This is a genomic window from Kitasatospora phosalacinea (genome assembly GCF_000716545.1).
In the GTDB taxonomy this organism is placed as follows: domain Bacteria; phylum Actinomycetota; class Actinomycetes; order Streptomycetales; family Streptomycetaceae; genus Kitasatospora; species Kitasatospora phosalacinea.
This window is the reverse complement of the sequence record NZ_JNWZ01000029.1, coordinates 25585-40794: the sequence shown is the minus strand read 5'-3', so window position 1 is coordinate 40794 and position 15210 is coordinate 25585. Positions and strand designations below refer to the sequence as shown.

The window sequence follows — 15210 nt, the reverse complement described above, 5'->3', positions numbered from 1 at the left end:
CCCGCTCTTCCGGAAAGGTCTGGATCTCTTCCGAACTGACTGGTATTCATATCCTGCCCGTCGGTCATGAATTGGGGGAGACATGACGAACGCACCGGTGCTCGACACCGTGGAGATCGCCCTGGAGGACGGCACCGTCCTGCACGCCGCCGTCCGCCAGGGCCCCGGCCGCCCGGCGGGGGACGCCGGGGCGGTCTCCTCGGCGGTCACCCACGGCCTCGGCGAAGTCCGGCGCACGGTGCGCTCGGTCGGCCGCTGGGCGCGCGAGACGGCGCGCGAGGCGGGCGACCCGGACGAGTTCGAGGTGGAGTTCGGCCTCACCCTGGGGATGAAATCCGGCCGCCTGATCGGCGTCCTCGCCGAGGCCACCGGCGAGGCCAGCCTGGTGGTCCGGCTGAGCTGGCGGCGGCCGGACGACCGCACCGCCGAGTGAGCCCGGACAGCGCCGCGGTCCGCTTCGCCGACCCGGCCGGCGCCTTCCTCGGCAGCGGCTTCCACCTCGGCGCGGGCCTGCTGGTCAGCTGCGCGCACGTGGTGCACGGCCACCCGGAGCTGACCGTCCGGCACGGCGCGGCCGCCCACCCGGTGCGCGCCGCCCGGCTGTTCCCGCCCGAACCGGCGCCCGGCGCGGCCGCCTACCCGCCGCCGGACCTCGCGCTGCTCACCGCGCCCGGCCTGGCCGGCGCCCCCGCGGTGCCGCTCGGCGAGCGCGACCCGGCGGGCGGCGCGGCCGTCCTGGTGCACGGCTTCGCGGTGAACCCGGTGACCGGCGAGGTCGGCCCGGAGTCCGCCCGGCTGACCGTGGCGGGGCCCTCCGGTCTCGGGCTGCGCGTCCAACAGGGCTGGATCCAGCGCGGGTTGAGCGGCAGCATGGCGCTGGACGGGCACGGCCGGGTGGTCGGCGTGGTCAAGGCCACCGCGGACGGCGACGACCCGGTGGGCGGCTGGCTGACGCCGCTGTCCGCGCTGCTGCCGCTGCTGCCGCCCGCGCTCGCACCGGCGGCCCGCCCGGCGCCCGGCCCGGCGGTGACGGCCGGCGCGGTCGCCCGGCTGCTGGGCGAACCGTTCCCGCTGCAGGACCCGGCGGTGCGGCTGGAGCTGGTGCGGGCGGTCAACGAGGGGCTCGGCCCCGGCCAGGAGCTCAGGGTCCCGTACCACGCGCTCGCGCCCGTGCACCTGCGCTCGCTCGCGGCGGCCTGCCTGGAGCACCGCGACCCCGCCGGCGCGCTGCGCGCCCTGCTGGCCGGGGCCCGCGAACTGTGCGGCCCGCACCGGGCGCTGGACGGGCTCGGCGCCCTGCTGGGCCTCGGCCCGGACCCCGGACCGGAGGAGTGAGCATGGACCGCTGCACCTGGGAGACCCGGCGCCTGCTGCAGCGCATCCTGGCGGGCTGGCACGAACTCGCGCCCGTGCTGCCGGACTTGGAGCGGCACCTGGCCGAGACCACCAACTACCCCGTCCAGGTGCAGCACCACGAGCTGTCGGTGTCCGCCGCCCGGATCGCCAAGTTCCTGGCCGAGGAGCACGGGCAGCCGTCCGCCGCGATCGGCCACCTGCACGACTGGCTGGTCGGCGTCGCCGGGGCGCAGCTGCGCGGCGACTGGGTGGCGTTCCTGGCCCGGGTGCAGGGCGCGCCGGGGCTGACCGTCCACGAGCGGGCCGACCTGGTGGTGATCGCGGGCGTGCTGTGCTTCCCGCCGGTGACGCCGGTGCGGGCCGACGGGCGGCGGCTGGTCGAGATGGCCACCCACGCCCTGGTGATCGGCAGCCCGACCCTGCTGCTGGAGGACCTGTCCGCCCAGCAGGAGGGGCAGTTGGCGTGGCACGCCCGGCAGGAGGTGGAGAAGTCCCGCAACGGGCCGCCGCCGCTGCGGGAGACGGAGCCGCCCCCGCAGCCGCCCCGGCTCCCGGTGTCCCCGCCGCTCCGGGAGCGCCGCCGGCTCGTCCTGGCGGCCGTCGGCCTGGCCCTGCTGGCGACGGCCGGCCTGGTGACGGCGGTGGCCTGGCCCGACGACCCGCCGCCGCTGCCCGAGCAGCGCGTGATCTGGGTCAAGCGCACCGTCGACCCGGGCGGCACGTCCTTCACCACGGTCGACGTCCCGCCGGGCGCGAAGCGGCTGGAGACCGAGCTCGCGCTGAGCGACTCCAACCCGGACACCGGCACCTGCGTCGGCCTGACCGGCGAGCTGAGCATCGACCAGGGCGGCAGCAGCGGCCCGCGGCCCCTGAAGGCCAAGGTCTCCGTCCCCGTGCCCTCCGGCCGCACCGGCCTGCGCCTGACGCTGAAGCTGAACGGCATGGACAACTGCACCCAGGACATCGACATCCAGACCGTCCGGTTCACCCGCTAGGAGGCCCCCGTGCACGTCCCGCGCCCCGCCCGCCTGGCGGCCGGCCTGCTCCTGCTCGGCACCGCCGCGTCCGGCTGCTCCGGCGGGCAGGAGAAGTCCCCGTTCGACGGCCTGCCGGTCAAGGTCGGCTTCAAGACCGACCGGCCCGGCATGTCCGAGTTCACCGACAAGGGGGTGTACGACGGCTTCGAGCCGCACCTGACGATGAGGGTGCTCGGCTCCCGCAAGATCGAGTACACCTCGCTGACGGTGACCACCGCCAACTGGGAGGACGCCCTCACCGACGGCAAGGCCAACCACAACAAGGTCGACCTGGTGGTCGCCGACATCTCCGAGCGCGACAGCCTCAAACGGGACTACGACCTGGCCGGCCCCTACCTGCAGACCCCGCTGGGCGTGCTGCTGAAGGCCGACGACACCCGGACGGTCGCCAAGTCCGAGGACCTGAAGCCGCTGCGGGTGTGCGTGAGCGGCGGCACCACCGCCGAGGCCCAGCTCAAGGACATCGGCCCCCGGGTGACCGTCACCGGCGCCAACCTCAAGGAGTGCCTGGACCGGGTCGACGACGACACCGCCGACGCGGTGCTCTCCGACTACCTGGTGCTGCAGGGCGTCGCCGTCAACTCCGGCAGCGGCGGCCGGCGCGCCTACCGGGTGGCCCGGGACGCCCACATCGGCAAGACCCAGTTCCTGATGATGGTCCTGCCCAAGGGCCACCAGAAGGCCTGCGAACTGCTGCGCGGGGCCATCAACGACTACCTGCAGGACCCGGACTGGATGAACGCGCTGCGCACCTCCTTCGGCTTCGGCCCGGACTTCACCGACAAGGAGCTGCGCGACACCTTCAAGCCGGTCACCACCTCCGCCGGGGACCGCTGCTCGGCCTGAACTCCGGCGGCGCTCAGCCCAGTTCCTCGTCCAGCCCCTGCTCGATCGCGTACCGGACCAGCTCGACCCGGTTGTGCAGCTGCAGCTTGCCCAGGGTGTTCTGGACGTGGTTCTGCACGGTGCGGTGCGAGAGCACCAGGCGGTCGGCGATCTGCCGGTAGGACAGGCCCTTGGCGACCAGCCGCAGCACCTCGGTCTCGCGCGGGGTCAGCTGCGGCGCGGCCGGCTCGGCGTGGGCGCCCGGCTCGGCGGCCAGCCGGCGGAACTCGCCGAGCACCAGGCCCGCCAGGCCGGGGGTGAACACCGGGTCGCCGACGGCGGTGCGGCGCACCGCGTCGAGCAGTTCCTCCCGGCCCGCCGACTTCACCAGGTAGCCGGTCGCCCCGGACTTCACCGCCTCCAGCACGTCCGCGTGCTCGCCGCTGGCGGACAGCACCAGCACCCGCACCGCCGGGTCGGCGGCCACCACCCGGCGGCACACCTCGGCGCCGGACAGCGCGGGCAGGTTGAGGTCCAGCACCACCACCTGCGGGGTGCTGGCCCGGGCCCGGCGCACCGCCTCCTCGCCGTCCCCGGCGGTGGCCACCACGGCGAACCCGGCCTCCGCCAGGTCCCGGGCCACCCCGTCGCGCCACATCGGGTGGTCGTCCACCACCATCACGCGCACCGGCTGGTCAGTCGTCATGCCCCGCTCCTCGGCCACCGCAGTTCCACTTCGACGCCCTCCCCGGGCGCCGAGTACAGCTCGGCGCTGCCGCCGAGGTCGAGCATCCGGCCGCGGATCGACTGCGCGACCCCGAGCCGGCCGTCGCGCTGCGCCTCGGCGAGCCGCCCGGCCGGGAAGCCGGGGCCGTCGTCGCGCACCGACACGGTGACCGCCTCCGGCTCGTCCTCGACCAGGATCCAGGCCCGGGCCGACTCCCCCGCGTGCCGGCGGACGTTGTCGAGCGCGGCGGCGACCGCGGCGGCCAGTTCGGACGCGGCCGCGGCGGGCAGCAGGACGGGCGTGGCGGGCGCGGCGACGGTGATCCGCTCGTCGGCGTGCCGGGAGATCAGCGGGCGCAGGTCCCGCTCGCCGCCCGGCTCGTCCGGCTCGGCCGCCTGCCCGGCCATCAGGGCCCGCAGCGCGCGCTCCTGCTCGCCGGCCAGGCGGCCGAGTTCGGCGGCGTCGCCCTGCCGGCGGTGCACCAGGGCGAGCACCTGCAGCACCCCGTCGTGGATGTCCCGGGAGAGGCGTTCGCGCTCCCGGGTGGCGGCCTCCACCTGGAGCGCCCGGGTGAGCACCGCCTCGCTGGCCCGGGCCAGTTCGATCACGTAGCCGATGGCGCAGCCGGCCACCAGCAGCAGCACGATGTTGTGCAGGTTGTCGGGGCTGATCCCGCCGTGCCCGAGGATGTTGGCCGTGCCGATCACCGCCCCGGCGAACGCGGCCGCCCGCCAGCCGCCCCGGCCGGCGAAGCCCAGCACGGTGCCGGCCGCCCAGATGGTCGGCAGGGTGGGCGCGCCCGCGTGGATCCGGGCCGGGGTGTCGATGATCCCGCTCATCACGATGCCGGTCACCGCGACCGTCAGGTCGGTGCCCAGCACCGGCCAGGTGCACCGCTGCGGCCCGGCGAACGCCCGGGTGGAGGCCAGCGTCCACAGGCTCAGCGCGCCCAGGAAGATCCAGCCGGACACCGGGTGCAGGAACTCCCGGTACGCGGTGAGGTAGCGCAGCACCGCGTACGCCAGCGCGAGCACCCGGAAGTAGCCGATGGCGCGCCACAGCGGCAGCTCCACCGACATCCCGCCGGCCACCACGGCCGCCGCCGGCCCGGCCGGCACCGGCCCGCCCGCCCGTTCCGGCGCGCGGCGCGGCGCGGCGGCGGGTCCGCGCTCCTCCACCGTCCCGACGACGGGTCTGTGGTCCTCCATCCCGAGCCCCCCCTGTGGTGACGGGCCGTCAGGCCCCGTCGTCCTTCTGCTCGTCCGCCGCGGCCTTCCCCTCGGCTCCGGCCTTCTCGGCCTCCGCCTTCTCGGCCTTCTCGGCCTTCTGCTGCGCCTTGCGGTCGGCGTCCGCGGCCTTCTTCTCCTCGGCCAGCTGCCGCTTGGCGGCGGTCGCGTAGATGTCCACGTACTCCTGGCCGGACAGCCGCATGATCTCGTACATCACCTCGTCGGTGACCGAGCGCAGGATGAACCGGTCGTTCTCCATGCCCTGGTAGCGGGAGAAGTCCAGCGGGCGGCCGATCCGGATGCCGGGCCGGACGCCGAAGTTGGGCATCACCTGGCCGGGCGGCTGCACCTTCTCGGTGTCGATCATCGCGACCGGGATCACCGGCGCGCCGGTGGCCAGCGCGACCCGGGCCAGGCCGCCGACCTTGCCGCGGTACAGCTTGCCGTCGGGCGAGCGGGTGCCCTCCGGGTAGACGCCGAAGATCTCGCCCCGCTCGACCACCGCGATGCCGCTGCGGATCGCCGCCTCACCGGCGCCGCGGGCGCCCGAGCGGTCCACCGGGAGCTGGCCGACGCCCTTGAAGAACGCGGCGGTCAGCCGGCCCTTGATGCCGGGCGTGGTGAAGTACTCGGCCTTCGCGATGAAGGTCACCCGGCGCTTGAGCAGCGCCGGCAGGAAGAACGAGTCGGAGAACGAAAGGTGGTTGCTGGCGAGGATGGCCGGACCTTCGTCCGGAATGTTCTCCTCGCCCTCCATCCACGGCCGGAAGAAGATCCGCAGCAGCGGCGCGACGATCATCTTCATCAGTCGGTAGAACAACCGGGGCCTCCTGTGGTGCGGACCGGACGATCCTAATGCCCCCGTCTGCCGCCCGGTGCACCGGCGAACCGTCCGCCCCCGCACCGGGCCCCTGTACGGCGCATCGCGCCCGTGGGACCATCGATCCACCCTCACCCTGCCCGCACCTCCAGGAGTACCGCATGCCGCTGCTGCCGGGAGCCGAGCCGTACCGCCGAGCGGGCGGTCCGGTCGGTGTGCTGCTGATTCACGGTTTCACCGGTTCCCCGCAGTCCATGCGCCCGTGGGCCGAACACCTCGCCGACGCCGGCCTGACCGTCTCCGTCCCGCTGCTGCCCGGCCACGGCACCCGCTGGCAGGACCTGCAGGCCACCCGCTGGGAGGACTGGTACGCCACCGCCGAGACCGCCTTCGAGGAACTCGCCGCCGCCTGCGAGCGGGTCTTCGTCTGCGCGCTCTCGATGGGCGGCTCGCTGGCCCTGCGGCTCGCCGCGAAGCACGGCGACCGGGTCTCCGGGCTGGTGCTCGTCAACCCGTCGGTGCGCTCCGACAACCCCGCGACGGCACTCCTCCCCCTGCTGCGCCACCTGCTGCCGTCCCTCCCCGGCGTGGCGGGCGACATCGCCCTCCCCGGCGCCACCGAGGTCGGCTACGACCGCGTCCCGCTGCACGCCGCCTGGTCGCTGGCCCGGCTGTGGAAGGAGGCCGGGGCGGGAATGCCGGCGGTCACCCAGCCGGTTCTGCTGATGCACAGTCCGCAGGACCACGTGGTCTCGCCGCGCAACTCGGCCATGGTGCTCGCCCGGATATCCTCGACCGATGTGACGGAGCTGCCGCTGACGCGCAGCTTCCACGTGGCCACGCTGGACCACGACGCCGGTCTGGTCTTCGGGGCGAGCCTCGACTTCGTCCGGCGGCTGGCCCCGGCAGCGGCGGTCGATGCCGGTACCCACTCGGGCTGAAAGGCCGAATGTGAACGAGACCAGCAAGGCGAACGACGACGAGGACCTGCCCCGCGAGGCCCGCGAGGACGCCGGGGCGGCCAAGCCGGCCGAACCGGAGGGCGCCGGGGCCGCGACCGCGCCGGCCGCGCCGCGCCGTCCCGCCGCGGGCAGCCAGGCCGAGCAGGACGCGATCTTCGCCGCGCTGGTCGCCCAGTTCGACGACCCGGTCGACCTCACCGACCCGGCCTGGCCCGAGGCCGAGAACCTGCGGGCGCGCGGCGAGCGGGAGCAGCGGCCCGGCCCGACGGCGCCCACCACGACCAACGGCGGCCTGGGCGACTTCACCCCGCGCCCCGTCCCCCGCCCAGGCGACGGGCCGCGCGACCACACCCCCGCCGAGGACCCGGACGAGGGCCACTTCGTCCCGCCGGAGCCGCCGCCGCTGCCCCCCGCCGACACCACCGCCAAGTTCGCCTGGCTGGCCGTGCTGGGCGGCCCCGCGCTGCTGCTGTTCGACGCGGTGGTCTGGCACGAGGTCTCCGGCTGGCCGGCCTGGGTCGGTCTGCTGGCCTTCCTCGGCGGCTTCGGCACCCTGGTCGCCCGGATGAAGGACCGCGACGAGGACGAGCCGGAGGACCCGAACGGCGGCGCGGTCGTCTGAACGGCCGTACCGTGCGCGGGGGTTCGGGCGTCCGCCCGGGCGCCGACGCGGTCGGCTCCGGTCCGGGCCACTCCGCCTGGGATCACTCCGCCTCGGCTCGCTCCGGCGCGGCTCGTTCCGCCTCGGCTCGCTCCGGCGCGGGGATCCGCAGCGCCGCCAGCACCGGCAGGTGGTCGGTGGCCGCGCGCAGGTCCGCCTCCGAGACTCCAGGCAGCGGGTACGGCACGCCGCAGCCCAGCACCTCGACGTCCGGCGTGGTGAACACCCCGTCGATCCGCTGGTAGGGCAGCTTCGGCACCGAGGTGTACGTCCCGCCCCAGGGCGCCTTGGCGTGCGCGTCGGTCAGCTCGGCCGCGAGCGCGCGCCAACCGGGGCCCTCGGGCGGCTCGTTGAAGTCTCCGGCGATCACCCCCGGCTCCCCCGGCCGCAGTTGGCCGCGCAGCAGGTCGAACTGCCGCAGCCGCTCGGTCGGTTCGAGGCTCAGGTGGCAGCTGGTCACCGAGAACGGCCGGCTCCCGCCGATCCGCAGCAGCGCGCTCGCGAACCCGCGCGCGTGCAGCCCCCGGGTCTTCGGCAGCAGTACGTCCCGCAGCTCCAGCAGGTCCACCCGCAGGTTGCCCAGCAGCAGCGGCCCCGCCGCCACCCGCCCGCCCCCGGCCAGGATCACCAGCCCGGTCCTGTGCGCCAGCCAGGCCGCCGCCTTCTCGGTCTTCCAGTACCGCGGCGACTCCTGCACGCACACCACGTCCGGTTCGCACGCCCGGATCACCCGGGCCACCGCGGCCCGGTCGTCCCGCAGCGACCGCACGTTGTAACTCAGCACCCGCACCCGCCGCGCCCCGTCCGGCTCCGCCCCGGACGAGGCCAACGCAACATCAGTGTCCGTCACCTGACCGACAGTAACAGGACGGGCGCGGTGGAGGGTTGCGGAAACGTGCAGACACCGGGCGCGAAGCGTGCACCCGGGGCGCGGGGCGAGGCCGGCGGCAGGAGGCGGGCGCGCGGCGGGGCCGCGACGGGGCAGTGACCTGCCGGTCCGTCGCGGCCCCGCCGCGCGCTCGTGCTCCCGTTCGCGTTCCGGTGCCGGAGGCTAGATCCGCGCGAGGTCCGCCGCGCCCGCGATGCCCGCGGCCGAACCCATCGACGCCAGCACCACGTTGGCGCGGGGCCGGGCCGGGCCGCCGGTCAGGTACTGCTGGAAGCTCGCCGCGACCGGGTCGAGCAGCAGGTGGCCGGAGTCGGAGACGCCGCCGCCGAGGACGAAGACGCCCGGGTCGAACAGCGCGGCGAGGTCGGCCATGCCGCGGCCGAGCCAGTCGGCGAGCTCCGCGTAGCAGGACAGCGCCAGCGCGTCGCCCTCCTCGGCGGCCTCGGTGATGTGGATGCCGCGGATCGTCTCGGCGACGCCGTCGTTGAGTTCGAGCATCCGCTTGCCGGCGATCGGGTCGGCGGCGGCGCGCTCGCGGCCGTAGCGGCGCAGCGCCCGACCGGAGCCGTACTGCTCCCAGCAGCCGTGGCCGCCGCAGCCGCACTCCAGGCCGTCGGGGACCATGTTCAGGTGGCCGATCTCGCCGGCCACGCCGAACCGGCCGCGGTGCAGCCGACCGTCGAGGACGATGCCGCCGCCGATGCCGGTGCCGACGGTGATCAGGACCATGTCCTCGTACTCGGCGGCGGCGCCGAACCGGAACTCGGCCCAGGCGGCGCAGTTGGCGTCGTTCTCGACGACGGTCTCCAGGCCGGTGAGTTCCTCGACGCGCTGCTTGAGGGGCTCGTTCTCCCAGGCGATGTTGGGCGCCATCAGGACGGTGGAGCGGTCCCGGTTGACGAACCCGGGGGCGCCGACGCCGACCGCGGCGACGTCGGGGTACTGCTCCTTCAACTCCCGTACGCCCTGGGCGATCGCGTCGACCGCCCACTGGGGGTCGGCCGGGGTCGGCACCCGGGTCTTGGCCAGAATCTCGCCGGACTCGTCGACCACGCCTGCTGCGATCTTGGTACCGCCGACGTCCACGCCGATGGTCAGAGCCATGTGTCCCTCAGCTATTCACTCGTTCCCGCTCAGCGGAACCGTACCCGCTGGGGGGTACCCACGTATACAGTCAGGCGTACATTATTCGAAGGCAATTCCAGACCCATTGGTCATGGTGCCTTCAGAAGTCATACCAACGGTACCGTTCGGTAACTGGTCGGGGCCGCAGTGTGACAGCCCTGCTCGACCGGGTTGATTACTTGTCGGACGCCCCTGCGGGCCCGTCCAGGTCCACCCGCTCGGCCTCGGCGTGTTGGGGCGCGGACCAGCTCCGCTCGTGCCCGGTGACGGCGGCCCGGTAGGCGGCCAGCAGCTCACCGCCGGCGGCCGCGAGGTGGCCGTACACCTCGGGGTTGGACTCGCGCAGCCGGCCGCCGATCTCCACGGCCTTGACGCCCAGCGCGGTGGCGAACTTGCGCACCTCCTCGACCAGCGGCGCGAACTCCCCCGCCGCGCCCGGCCGCTCCCGCTCCTGGTCCTGGTCGGAACCCTGTCCCTGCTCCTGCTGCTGTCCGGTGCTCACCGCGCCACTCCTCATCCGTCAGGCCGACCGTGCGTACCCGCTTGCCCGCTATCCGCGCGGCCAGAGCGCGGGATCGGGCGTGAACCGCACCGACAGCACCCCGTCCGCCAGTCCGGCCCCGCTGACCGTGCAACGGCGCAGACCGGACGGGAGTGCCAGGACTCGCCGGTAACCTCCGACGCCGATCACCAACTCGTCGCCGCGGCGCAGCAGTTCCAGCTCGCCCCGGTCGGCGCCGGGCAGCGGCAGGTGCCAGACGAGCCGGTTCTCGGCGGCGAGCAGGTCCTCGACCCGGGGCTCGGCGGGGGCGGGCGGGTGCGGGTCCCCGGCGGCGTAGAGCCGTTCGGCCAGCTGCTCCAGGCCGCCGTCGGGCTGCCGGGCTACCAGCACCGGCACTTCGCCCAACTGTTCGGCGACCTCGGCGAGTTGCCCGTCCTGCCGGGCGGCGGTCGCGGCCAGCCAGGGGTCGGCGGAGCCGGCCGCGGCGGCGGGCAGCGCGCCGTGCGCGACCACGGCGTCCAGCGGGAGGCCGTGCAGGGCGAGTCCGGCCCGGATCCGGGCCAGCGCGCGGGGCGCGGGGCGGGCGGCGTCCAGCACCAGGCGGACGGTGGTGCCGGGGGCGGAGATCGCGGCGGCGGCCTCGGCGAGCGCGGCGGAGGCGGCGGCCCGGGCCTCGAACAGCCGGTCGGTGGGCATCGGGACGCCGGCCAGGTTGGCCAGCAGCGGGCGCAGCGCGCGGGCGGCCTGGCGCTGTTCGGGCAGCAAGCGGGCGAGGTAGCGCTCCAGTTGGGCGGGCAGCGCGAGGGTGGCGATCAGTTCGGCGGGTGGCGGGGCGGCGACCACCAGCACCTCGGCCTTGGCCCGGGGCAGTTCGCGCAGCAGGGCGAGGGCGCGGGTGCCGGGCAGCGGGGCGAGTTCCTCGGGGTCGAGCGGCTGGGCGCCGATCAGGTCGAGGGCGGGGGCGAGCCGGTCGCGGCAGCCGTCGAGGGCGGCGCGGAAGGCGGCCTGCTCGTCGAGCCGGACGGCGGCCAGGCGCGCTTCCAGTCCGACGGGTTCGGGGCCGAGCCGGACGCCGAGCAGGTCGTCGACGGCGCGGTGCGGGTCGTCGGCGGCGAGCAGCAGGGTGTCGCTGCCCCGTCGGGCGTGGTGCAGGGCGGTGGCGGCGGCGATCCGGCCGGATTCCGGGCCGCTGACCAGTACGGTGCGGATGGCCACGGGCCCGGTCAGCCCTCCACGCGCTTCTTCAGTCCGGCCAGTGCCCGGTCGATGATGACCTTCTCGGCCTTGCGCTTGATCATGCCGAGCATCGGGATCTTGACGTCCACGGCCAGCTGGTAGGTGACCTCGGTGCCCTTGCCGGCGGGCGCGAGCGCGTACGAGCCGTCCAGGGCCCGCAGCATCTGGCTGCTGACCAGGGTCCAGCTGACCTCGCGGTCGCCGTCCCAGGTGTAGGCGAGGGTGTGCTCGTCGCGGATGGCTCCGGCGTCCAGCAGCAGCCGCACCCTGGCGGCGCGGCCGTCGGGGCCCGCTTCCAGGACGTCGATCTCCTTGACCTCGCCGGTCCACTGCGGGTAGGCGGCGAAGTCGGCGATCACCGCCATGACCTCGGCCGGGGTGGCGTCGATGACAATGCTCGACCTGGTGTGCTCCGCCATTGCGGCCTCCGCGATCTCCCTGTGCTGCTGTGCGCCCAGCAGAGGCTATCGCGGGCGGGGCCGCGCGCTTCCCGCGCGGGCACCTACCGGCGGGTCACCTCCGCGCTGCCGTAGGGTTCGATTCGACCCGCCCCACTTCCGACCTGCGGTGTGACGATCGGAACACCGGGGCCGACCCCCCTGGTCGAACGTGCCTACCCGGCAGTAACGTCCAGTCGTCCCGCAGCGTCGCAGACGAGGAGCAGTCTTGCTCGACGAGTTCAGCCTTCCGGCCCGCTACCAGGTCCCGAGCGACGGCAACCTCGCCGACCTGGTCCACCAGAACGCGGAGCGGCACCCGGGCGTCGCTGTGCTCAGCCGCAAGTCCGCCGGTCAGTGGCAGGACCTCACCGCCGCCCAGTTCCTCGCCGAGGTGCACGCCGTCGCCAAGGGCCTGGTCGCCGCCGGCCTCGGCCCGGGCGACCGGGTCGCCGTGATGTCCCGCACCCGCTACGAGTGGACGCTGCTCGACTTCGCGATCTGGACCGCCGGCGCGGTCACCGTCCCGGTGTACGAGACCTCCTCCGCCGAGCAGGTGCGGTGGATCCTCGGCGACTCCGGCGCGCTCGCCGTCGTCACCGAGACCGACGCCCACGCCGCCGTGGTCGAGGAGGTCCGCAGCTCCCTGCCCGGGCTGAAGCACACCTGGCAGATCGAGCGGGACGGCATCGCCGCGCTCACCCTGGCCGGCGCCGGCGTGGACGACGCGGTGATCGCCGGGCGCCGGGTGCTGGCCGGGCCGGACTCGATCGCCACCATCGTCTACACCTCCGGCACCACCGGCCGTCCCAAGGGCTGTCAGCTCACCCACGGCAACTTCCTCTCCGAACTGGGCAACGTCACCGCCCGGATGCCCGAGCTGTTCCGCACCGGCGAGTCCTCCGTCCTGCTGTTCCTGCCGCTCGCCCACGTGCTCGGCCGGATCGCCGAGATCGCCGCCGCCATCGCCCCGGTCAAGCTCGGCCACGTCTCCGACATCAAGAACGTCACCGAGGAGCTCGGCTCCTTCAAGCCGACCCTGATCCTCGGCGTCCCCAGGGTGTTCGAGAAGGTCTACAACACCGCCCGCGCCAAGGCCCAGGCCGACGGCAAGGGCAGGATCTTCGACCGCGCCGCCGACACCGCCGTCGCCTACAGCCGCGCCCTGGACGCCGGCGGTCCCTCGCTCGGCCTGCGCCTGCGCCACGCGGTCTTCGACAAGCTGGTCTATGGCAAGCTCCGGGCCGCCCTCGGCGGCCGCTGCAAGACCGCCATCTCCGGCGGCGCCCCGCTCGGCGAACGGCTGGGCCACTTCTACCGCGGCATCGGCTTCGCCGTCCTGGAGGGCTACGGCCTCACCGAGTCCTGCGCCGCCACCGCCTTCAACCCGGACGACAAGCCCAAGATCGGCACCGTCGGCCAGCCGCTGCCCGGCTCCGCGATCCGGATCGCCGAGGACGGCGAGGTGCTGCTCAAGGGTCCGCAGGTGTTCACCGGCTACTGGAACAACCCCGCCGCCACCGCCGAGGCGCTGCGCGACGGCTGGTTCGCCACCGGCGACCTCGGCACCCTCGACGACGAGGGCTACCTGACCATCACCGGCCGCAAGAAGGAGATCATCGTCACCGCCGGCGGCAAGAACGTCGCCCCCGCCGTGATCGAGGACCGCATCCGCGCCCACGCGATCGTCGGCGAGGTCATGGTGGTCGGCGACCGCAAGCCCTTCATCGCCTGCCTGGTCACCGTCGACGACGAGTTCTTCCCCCGCTGGAAGGCCCTCAACGGCAAGCCCGCCGACGCGACGGTCGAGCAGCTGCGCGAGGACCCCGACCTGCTCGCGGCCGTCCAGGCCGCGATCGACGACGGCAACCAGGCCGTCTCGCACGCCGAGGCGGTCAAGAAGTTCCGCCTCCTCACCACCACCTTCACCGAGGCCGGCGGCCACCTCACCCCCTCCCTCAAGCTCAAGCGCAACGTCGTCCTCAAGGACTTCGCCGCCGAGATCGAGGGCCTCTACACCAAGTAGCCCCGCGCCCGGCCGGGTTCCGCCCCGGCCGGGTTCAGCGCTCCTGCAGCAGCCCCGTGAGCCGCTCCGCGAGCATGTCCCAGCGCCAGGCCTCGTGCACCCACTTGCGGCCGGCCTCGCCCATGCCGCGTCGCAGGCCCTCGTCGCCCAGCAGTCGCACCAGCCGCTGGGCGAGCAGCGACTCCCCGCCCCTGCCCGGCACCACGTACCCGGTCTCGCCCTCGCGGACCGCGTCCGGCGCACCGCCGGAGTCCCCGGCGACGACCGGCAGGCCGGTCGCGGAGGCCTCCAGGTAGACGATGCCCAGGCCCTCGACGTCCAGGCCGCCCCGGCGGGTGCGGCAGGGCATCGCGAAGACGTCGCCGGCCCCGTAGTGGGCCGGGAGCTCCTCCCAGGGCACCTCGCCGGTGAAGACCACCGAGGAGCGCACGCCCACCGCGTCCACCAGCTTCTCCAGTTCGGCCCGGTAGGGCCCGCCGCCGACGATCAGCAGCGCCGCGTCGGGCTGGGCCGCCAGTACCTGCGGCAGGGCCCGGATCAGGGTGTCCTGCCCCTTGCGCGGCACCAGCCGCGACACGCACACCACCACCGGCCGCTCGCTGAGCCCGAGCCGGGCCCGCACCGCGTCGCCGCCGGAGTCCGGCCGGAAGACGGACTCGTCGACGCCGGGCGGCAGTTGGACCATCCGCCGGGCGGCGGCCGGCCCGACGGCCCGGGCGATCCGCGAGCGGGTGTACTCGCCGAGGTAGGTCAGCACGTCGGTGCGGGCCGCGACCCGGCGCAGCAACCGGGCGGAGACCGGCAGCCCGGCCCAGGCCGCCTCGTGCCCGTGGGTCATGCCGAGCAGCCGCTCGGCGCCGGCCCTGCGCAGCGCGGGGGCCATCAGTCCGAGCGGGGCGGCGGCGCCGAACCAGACCGAGGTGCAGCCCTCGGCGCGCAGGATCTCGGCGGCCCGGCGGGTGACCCGCGGGGTGGGGAGCATCATCCCGGTGCGGTCGCGGACCACCCGGAAGGGCTGGCGGGCGTCGAACTCGGCGGCCGCGCGGCCGTCCTTCCAGGTGGAGGCGTACACCACGATCGAGTCGGCGGGCTGCCGGACGGCCATGCTGTGGACGAACGTCTGGATCCCGCCCGGCCTGGGCGGGAAGTCGTTCGTGACGATGAGTGTCTTGTGCATGCCTCGGCTCGCTCGGTCGGGGGGTGCGCGGACTACCTTTGCGTGGTCCGTACGATAGGTCACCGTGTCCGTTCAACGGGAACACGGTCCGGCGCTCCGGCGGGGCCGGGTCCGGAGCCCGCAAGGGCCGGTCGGACACGGTTCGGTGAAGGTGGGGGCCACCGTCGCAACCTTTCGGGCGGGACTTCGGTCCTTTACCGG

16 protein-coding genes are annotated in these 15210 nt (G+C 74.6%); 7 read left to right on the top strand and 9 right to left on the bottom strand.

Features of this window, described 5'->3' with window-relative positions; genetic code table 11:
* The first annotated feature begins 82 nt into the window (after positions 1 to 82).
* From OO48_RS38355 to OO48_RS16480, 4 genes are read left to right on the top strand one after another with little or no spacing between them, the layout of a single operon-like run.
* Positions 83 to 433: a CU044_2847 family protein gene (locus tag OO48_RS38355; protein WP_051732206.1), complete on the top strand. Its 351-nt coding sequence runs from the start codon at positions 83 to 85 to the stop codon at positions 431 to 433.
* Positions 430 to 1335 carry a trypsin-like peptidase domain-containing protein gene (locus OO48_RS16490; RefSeq protein ID WP_033216822.1) on the top strand — a complete coding sequence of 302 codons (906 nt, stop codon included), beginning with the start codon at positions 430 to 432 and terminating at the stop codon, positions 1333 to 1335. Before OO48_RS38355 ends, OO48_RS16490 begins: the two co-directional genes overlap by 4 nt.
* 2 nt (positions 1336 to 1337) lie before the next feature.
* Positions 1338 to 2351 (top strand): hypothetical protein, encoded by a 1014-nt coding sequence (locus tag OO48_RS16485; protein ID WP_033216820.1) that lies wholly within the window; start codon positions 1338 to 1340, stop codon positions 2349 to 2351.
* A 9-nt stretch (positions 2352 to 2360) separates the two neighbouring features.
* On the top strand, positions 2361 to 3239 hold the full coding sequence (locus tag OO48_RS16480; RefSeq protein ID WP_033216817.1) for a transporter substrate-binding domain-containing protein: 879 nt from the start codon (positions 2361 to 2363) through the stop codon (positions 3237 to 3239).
* 13 nt (positions 3240 to 3252) lie between these two features.
* Here the strand turns inward: OO48_RS16480 and OO48_RS16475 are convergent, their stop codons facing one another.
* From OO48_RS16475 to OO48_RS16465, 3 genes are all read right to left on the bottom strand, one after another.
* Entirely contained in the window at positions 3253 to 3924 is a 672-nt protein-coding gene (locus OO48_RS16475) for a response regulator (protein ID WP_033216925.1), read from the bottom strand.
* On the bottom strand, positions 3921 to 5024 hold the full coding sequence (macS, locus tag OO48_RS16470) for a MacS family sensor histidine kinase (protein ID WP_051732212.1): 1104 nt from the start codon (positions 5022 to 5024) through the stop codon (positions 3921 to 3923). The genes OO48_RS16475 and macS overlap by 4 nt, the downstream gene beginning before the upstream one ends.
* Before the next feature lie 157 nt (positions 5025 to 5181).
* On the bottom strand, positions 5182 to 5979 hold the full coding sequence (locus OO48_RS16465; RefSeq protein WP_033216921.1) for a lysophospholipid acyltransferase family protein: 798 nt from the start codon (positions 5977 to 5979) through the stop codon (positions 5182 to 5184).
* A gap of 176 nt (positions 5980 to 6155) precedes the next feature.
* Here OO48_RS16465 and OO48_RS16460 point away from each other — a divergent pair, with 176 nt between their 5' ends.
* Together OO48_RS16460 and OO48_RS16455 are read left to right on the top strand one after the other, a co-directional pair.
* Positions 6156 to 6935 carry an alpha/beta hydrolase gene (locus OO48_RS16460; protein WP_033216815.1) on the top strand — a complete coding sequence of 260 codons (780 nt, stop codon included), beginning with the start codon at positions 6156 to 6158 and terminating at the stop codon, positions 6933 to 6935.
* Positions 6936 to 6945: 10 nt separating this feature from the next.
* Positions 6946 to 7578, top strand: a complete 633-nt coding sequence (locus OO48_RS16455; RefSeq protein ID WP_245194678.1) for a hypothetical protein — start codon at positions 6946 to 6948, stop codon at positions 7576 to 7578.
* Between the two features lie 82 nt (positions 7579 to 7660).
* Here the strand turns inward: OO48_RS16455 and OO48_RS16450 are convergent, their stop codons facing one another.
* The 5 genes from OO48_RS16450 to OO48_RS16430 all read right to left on the bottom strand — a co-directional run bounded on the left by OO48_RS16450 (position 7661) and on the right by OO48_RS16430 (position 11788).
* Positions 7661 to 8467 (bottom strand): endonuclease/exonuclease/phosphatase family protein, encoded by an 807-nt coding sequence (locus OO48_RS16450; RefSeq protein WP_051732205.1) that lies wholly within the window; start codon positions 8465 to 8467, stop codon positions 7661 to 7663.
* Positions 8468 to 8668: 201 nt separating this feature from the next.
* Positions 8669 to 9610 carry an ROK family glucokinase gene (locus OO48_RS16445; protein ID WP_033216813.1) on the bottom strand — a complete coding sequence of 314 codons (942 nt, stop codon included), beginning with the start codon at positions 9608 to 9610 and terminating at the stop codon, positions 8669 to 8671.
* A gap of 196 nt (positions 9611 to 9806) precedes the next feature.
* A complete protein-coding gene (locus OO48_RS41190; protein WP_033216811.1) occupies positions 9807 to 10133 on the bottom strand; it encodes a DUF5304 family protein in 327 nt (108 codons plus the stop codon).
* A 48-nt stretch (positions 10134 to 10181) separates the two neighbouring features.
* Entirely contained in the window at positions 10182 to 11348 is a 1167-nt protein-coding gene (locus OO48_RS16435) for an ArsA family ATPase (protein ID WP_342449651.1), read from the bottom strand.
* A gap of 8 nt (positions 11349 to 11356) precedes the next feature.
* Complete coding sequence (locus OO48_RS16430; protein ID WP_033216809.1) at positions 11357 to 11788, bottom strand: SRPBCC family protein; 432 nt, start codon at positions 11786 to 11788, stop codon at positions 11357 to 11359.
* A 247-nt stretch (positions 11789 to 12035) separates the two neighbouring features.
* Between OO48_RS16430 and OO48_RS16425 the strand changes: the two genes are divergently transcribed.
* On the top strand, positions 12036 to 13832 hold the full coding sequence (locus OO48_RS16425; protein WP_033216808.1) for an AMP-dependent synthetase/ligase: 1797 nt from the start codon (positions 12036 to 12038) through the stop codon (positions 13830 to 13832).
* Between the two features lie 34 nt (positions 13833 to 13866).
* On the opposite strand, the gene OO48_RS16420 is transcribed toward OO48_RS16425, so the two are convergent.
* Positions 13867 to 15009: a glycosyltransferase family 4 protein gene (locus OO48_RS16420; RefSeq protein ID WP_033216807.1), complete on the bottom strand. Its 1143-nt coding sequence runs from the start codon at positions 15007 to 15009 to the stop codon at positions 13867 to 13869.
* Between the last annotated feature and the right edge of the window lie 201 nt (positions 15010 to 15210).

Coding starts and splice junctions, on each gene's coding strand:
- OO48_RS16460 (WP_033216815.1), top strand. CDS start 6,156: ATGCCGCTGCTGCCGGGAGCCGAGCCGTACCGCCGAGCGGGCGGTCCG.
- OO48_RS16430 (WP_033216809.1), bottom strand. CDS start 11,788: ATGGCGGAGCACACCAGGTCGAGCATTGTCATCGACGCCACCCCGGCC.
- OO48_RS38355 (WP_051732206.1), top strand. CDS start 83: ATGACGAACGCACCGGTGCTCGACACCGTGGAGATCGCCCTGGAGGAC.
- OO48_RS16485 (WP_033216820.1), top strand. CDS start 1,338: ATGGACCGCTGCACCTGGGAGACCCGGCGCCTGCTGCAGCGCATCCTG.
- OO48_RS16475 (WP_033216925.1), bottom strand. CDS start 3,924: ATGACGACTGACCAGCCGGTGCGCGTGATGGTGGTGGACGACCACCCG.
- OO48_RS16465 (WP_033216921.1), bottom strand. CDS start 5,979: ATGAAGATGATCGTCGCGCCGCTGCTGCGGATCTTCTTCCGGCCGTGG.
- macS (WP_051732212.1), bottom strand. CDS start 5,024: ATGTCGGTGGAGCTGCCGCTGTGGCGCGCCATCGGCTACTTCCGGGTG.
- OO48_RS16420 (WP_033216807.1), bottom strand. CDS start 15,009: ATGCACAAGACACTCATCGTCACGAACGACTTCCCGCCCAGGCCGGGC.
- OO48_RS16445 (WP_033216813.1), bottom strand. CDS start 9,610: ATGGCTCTGACCATCGGCGTGGACGTCGGCGGTACCAAGATCGCAGCA.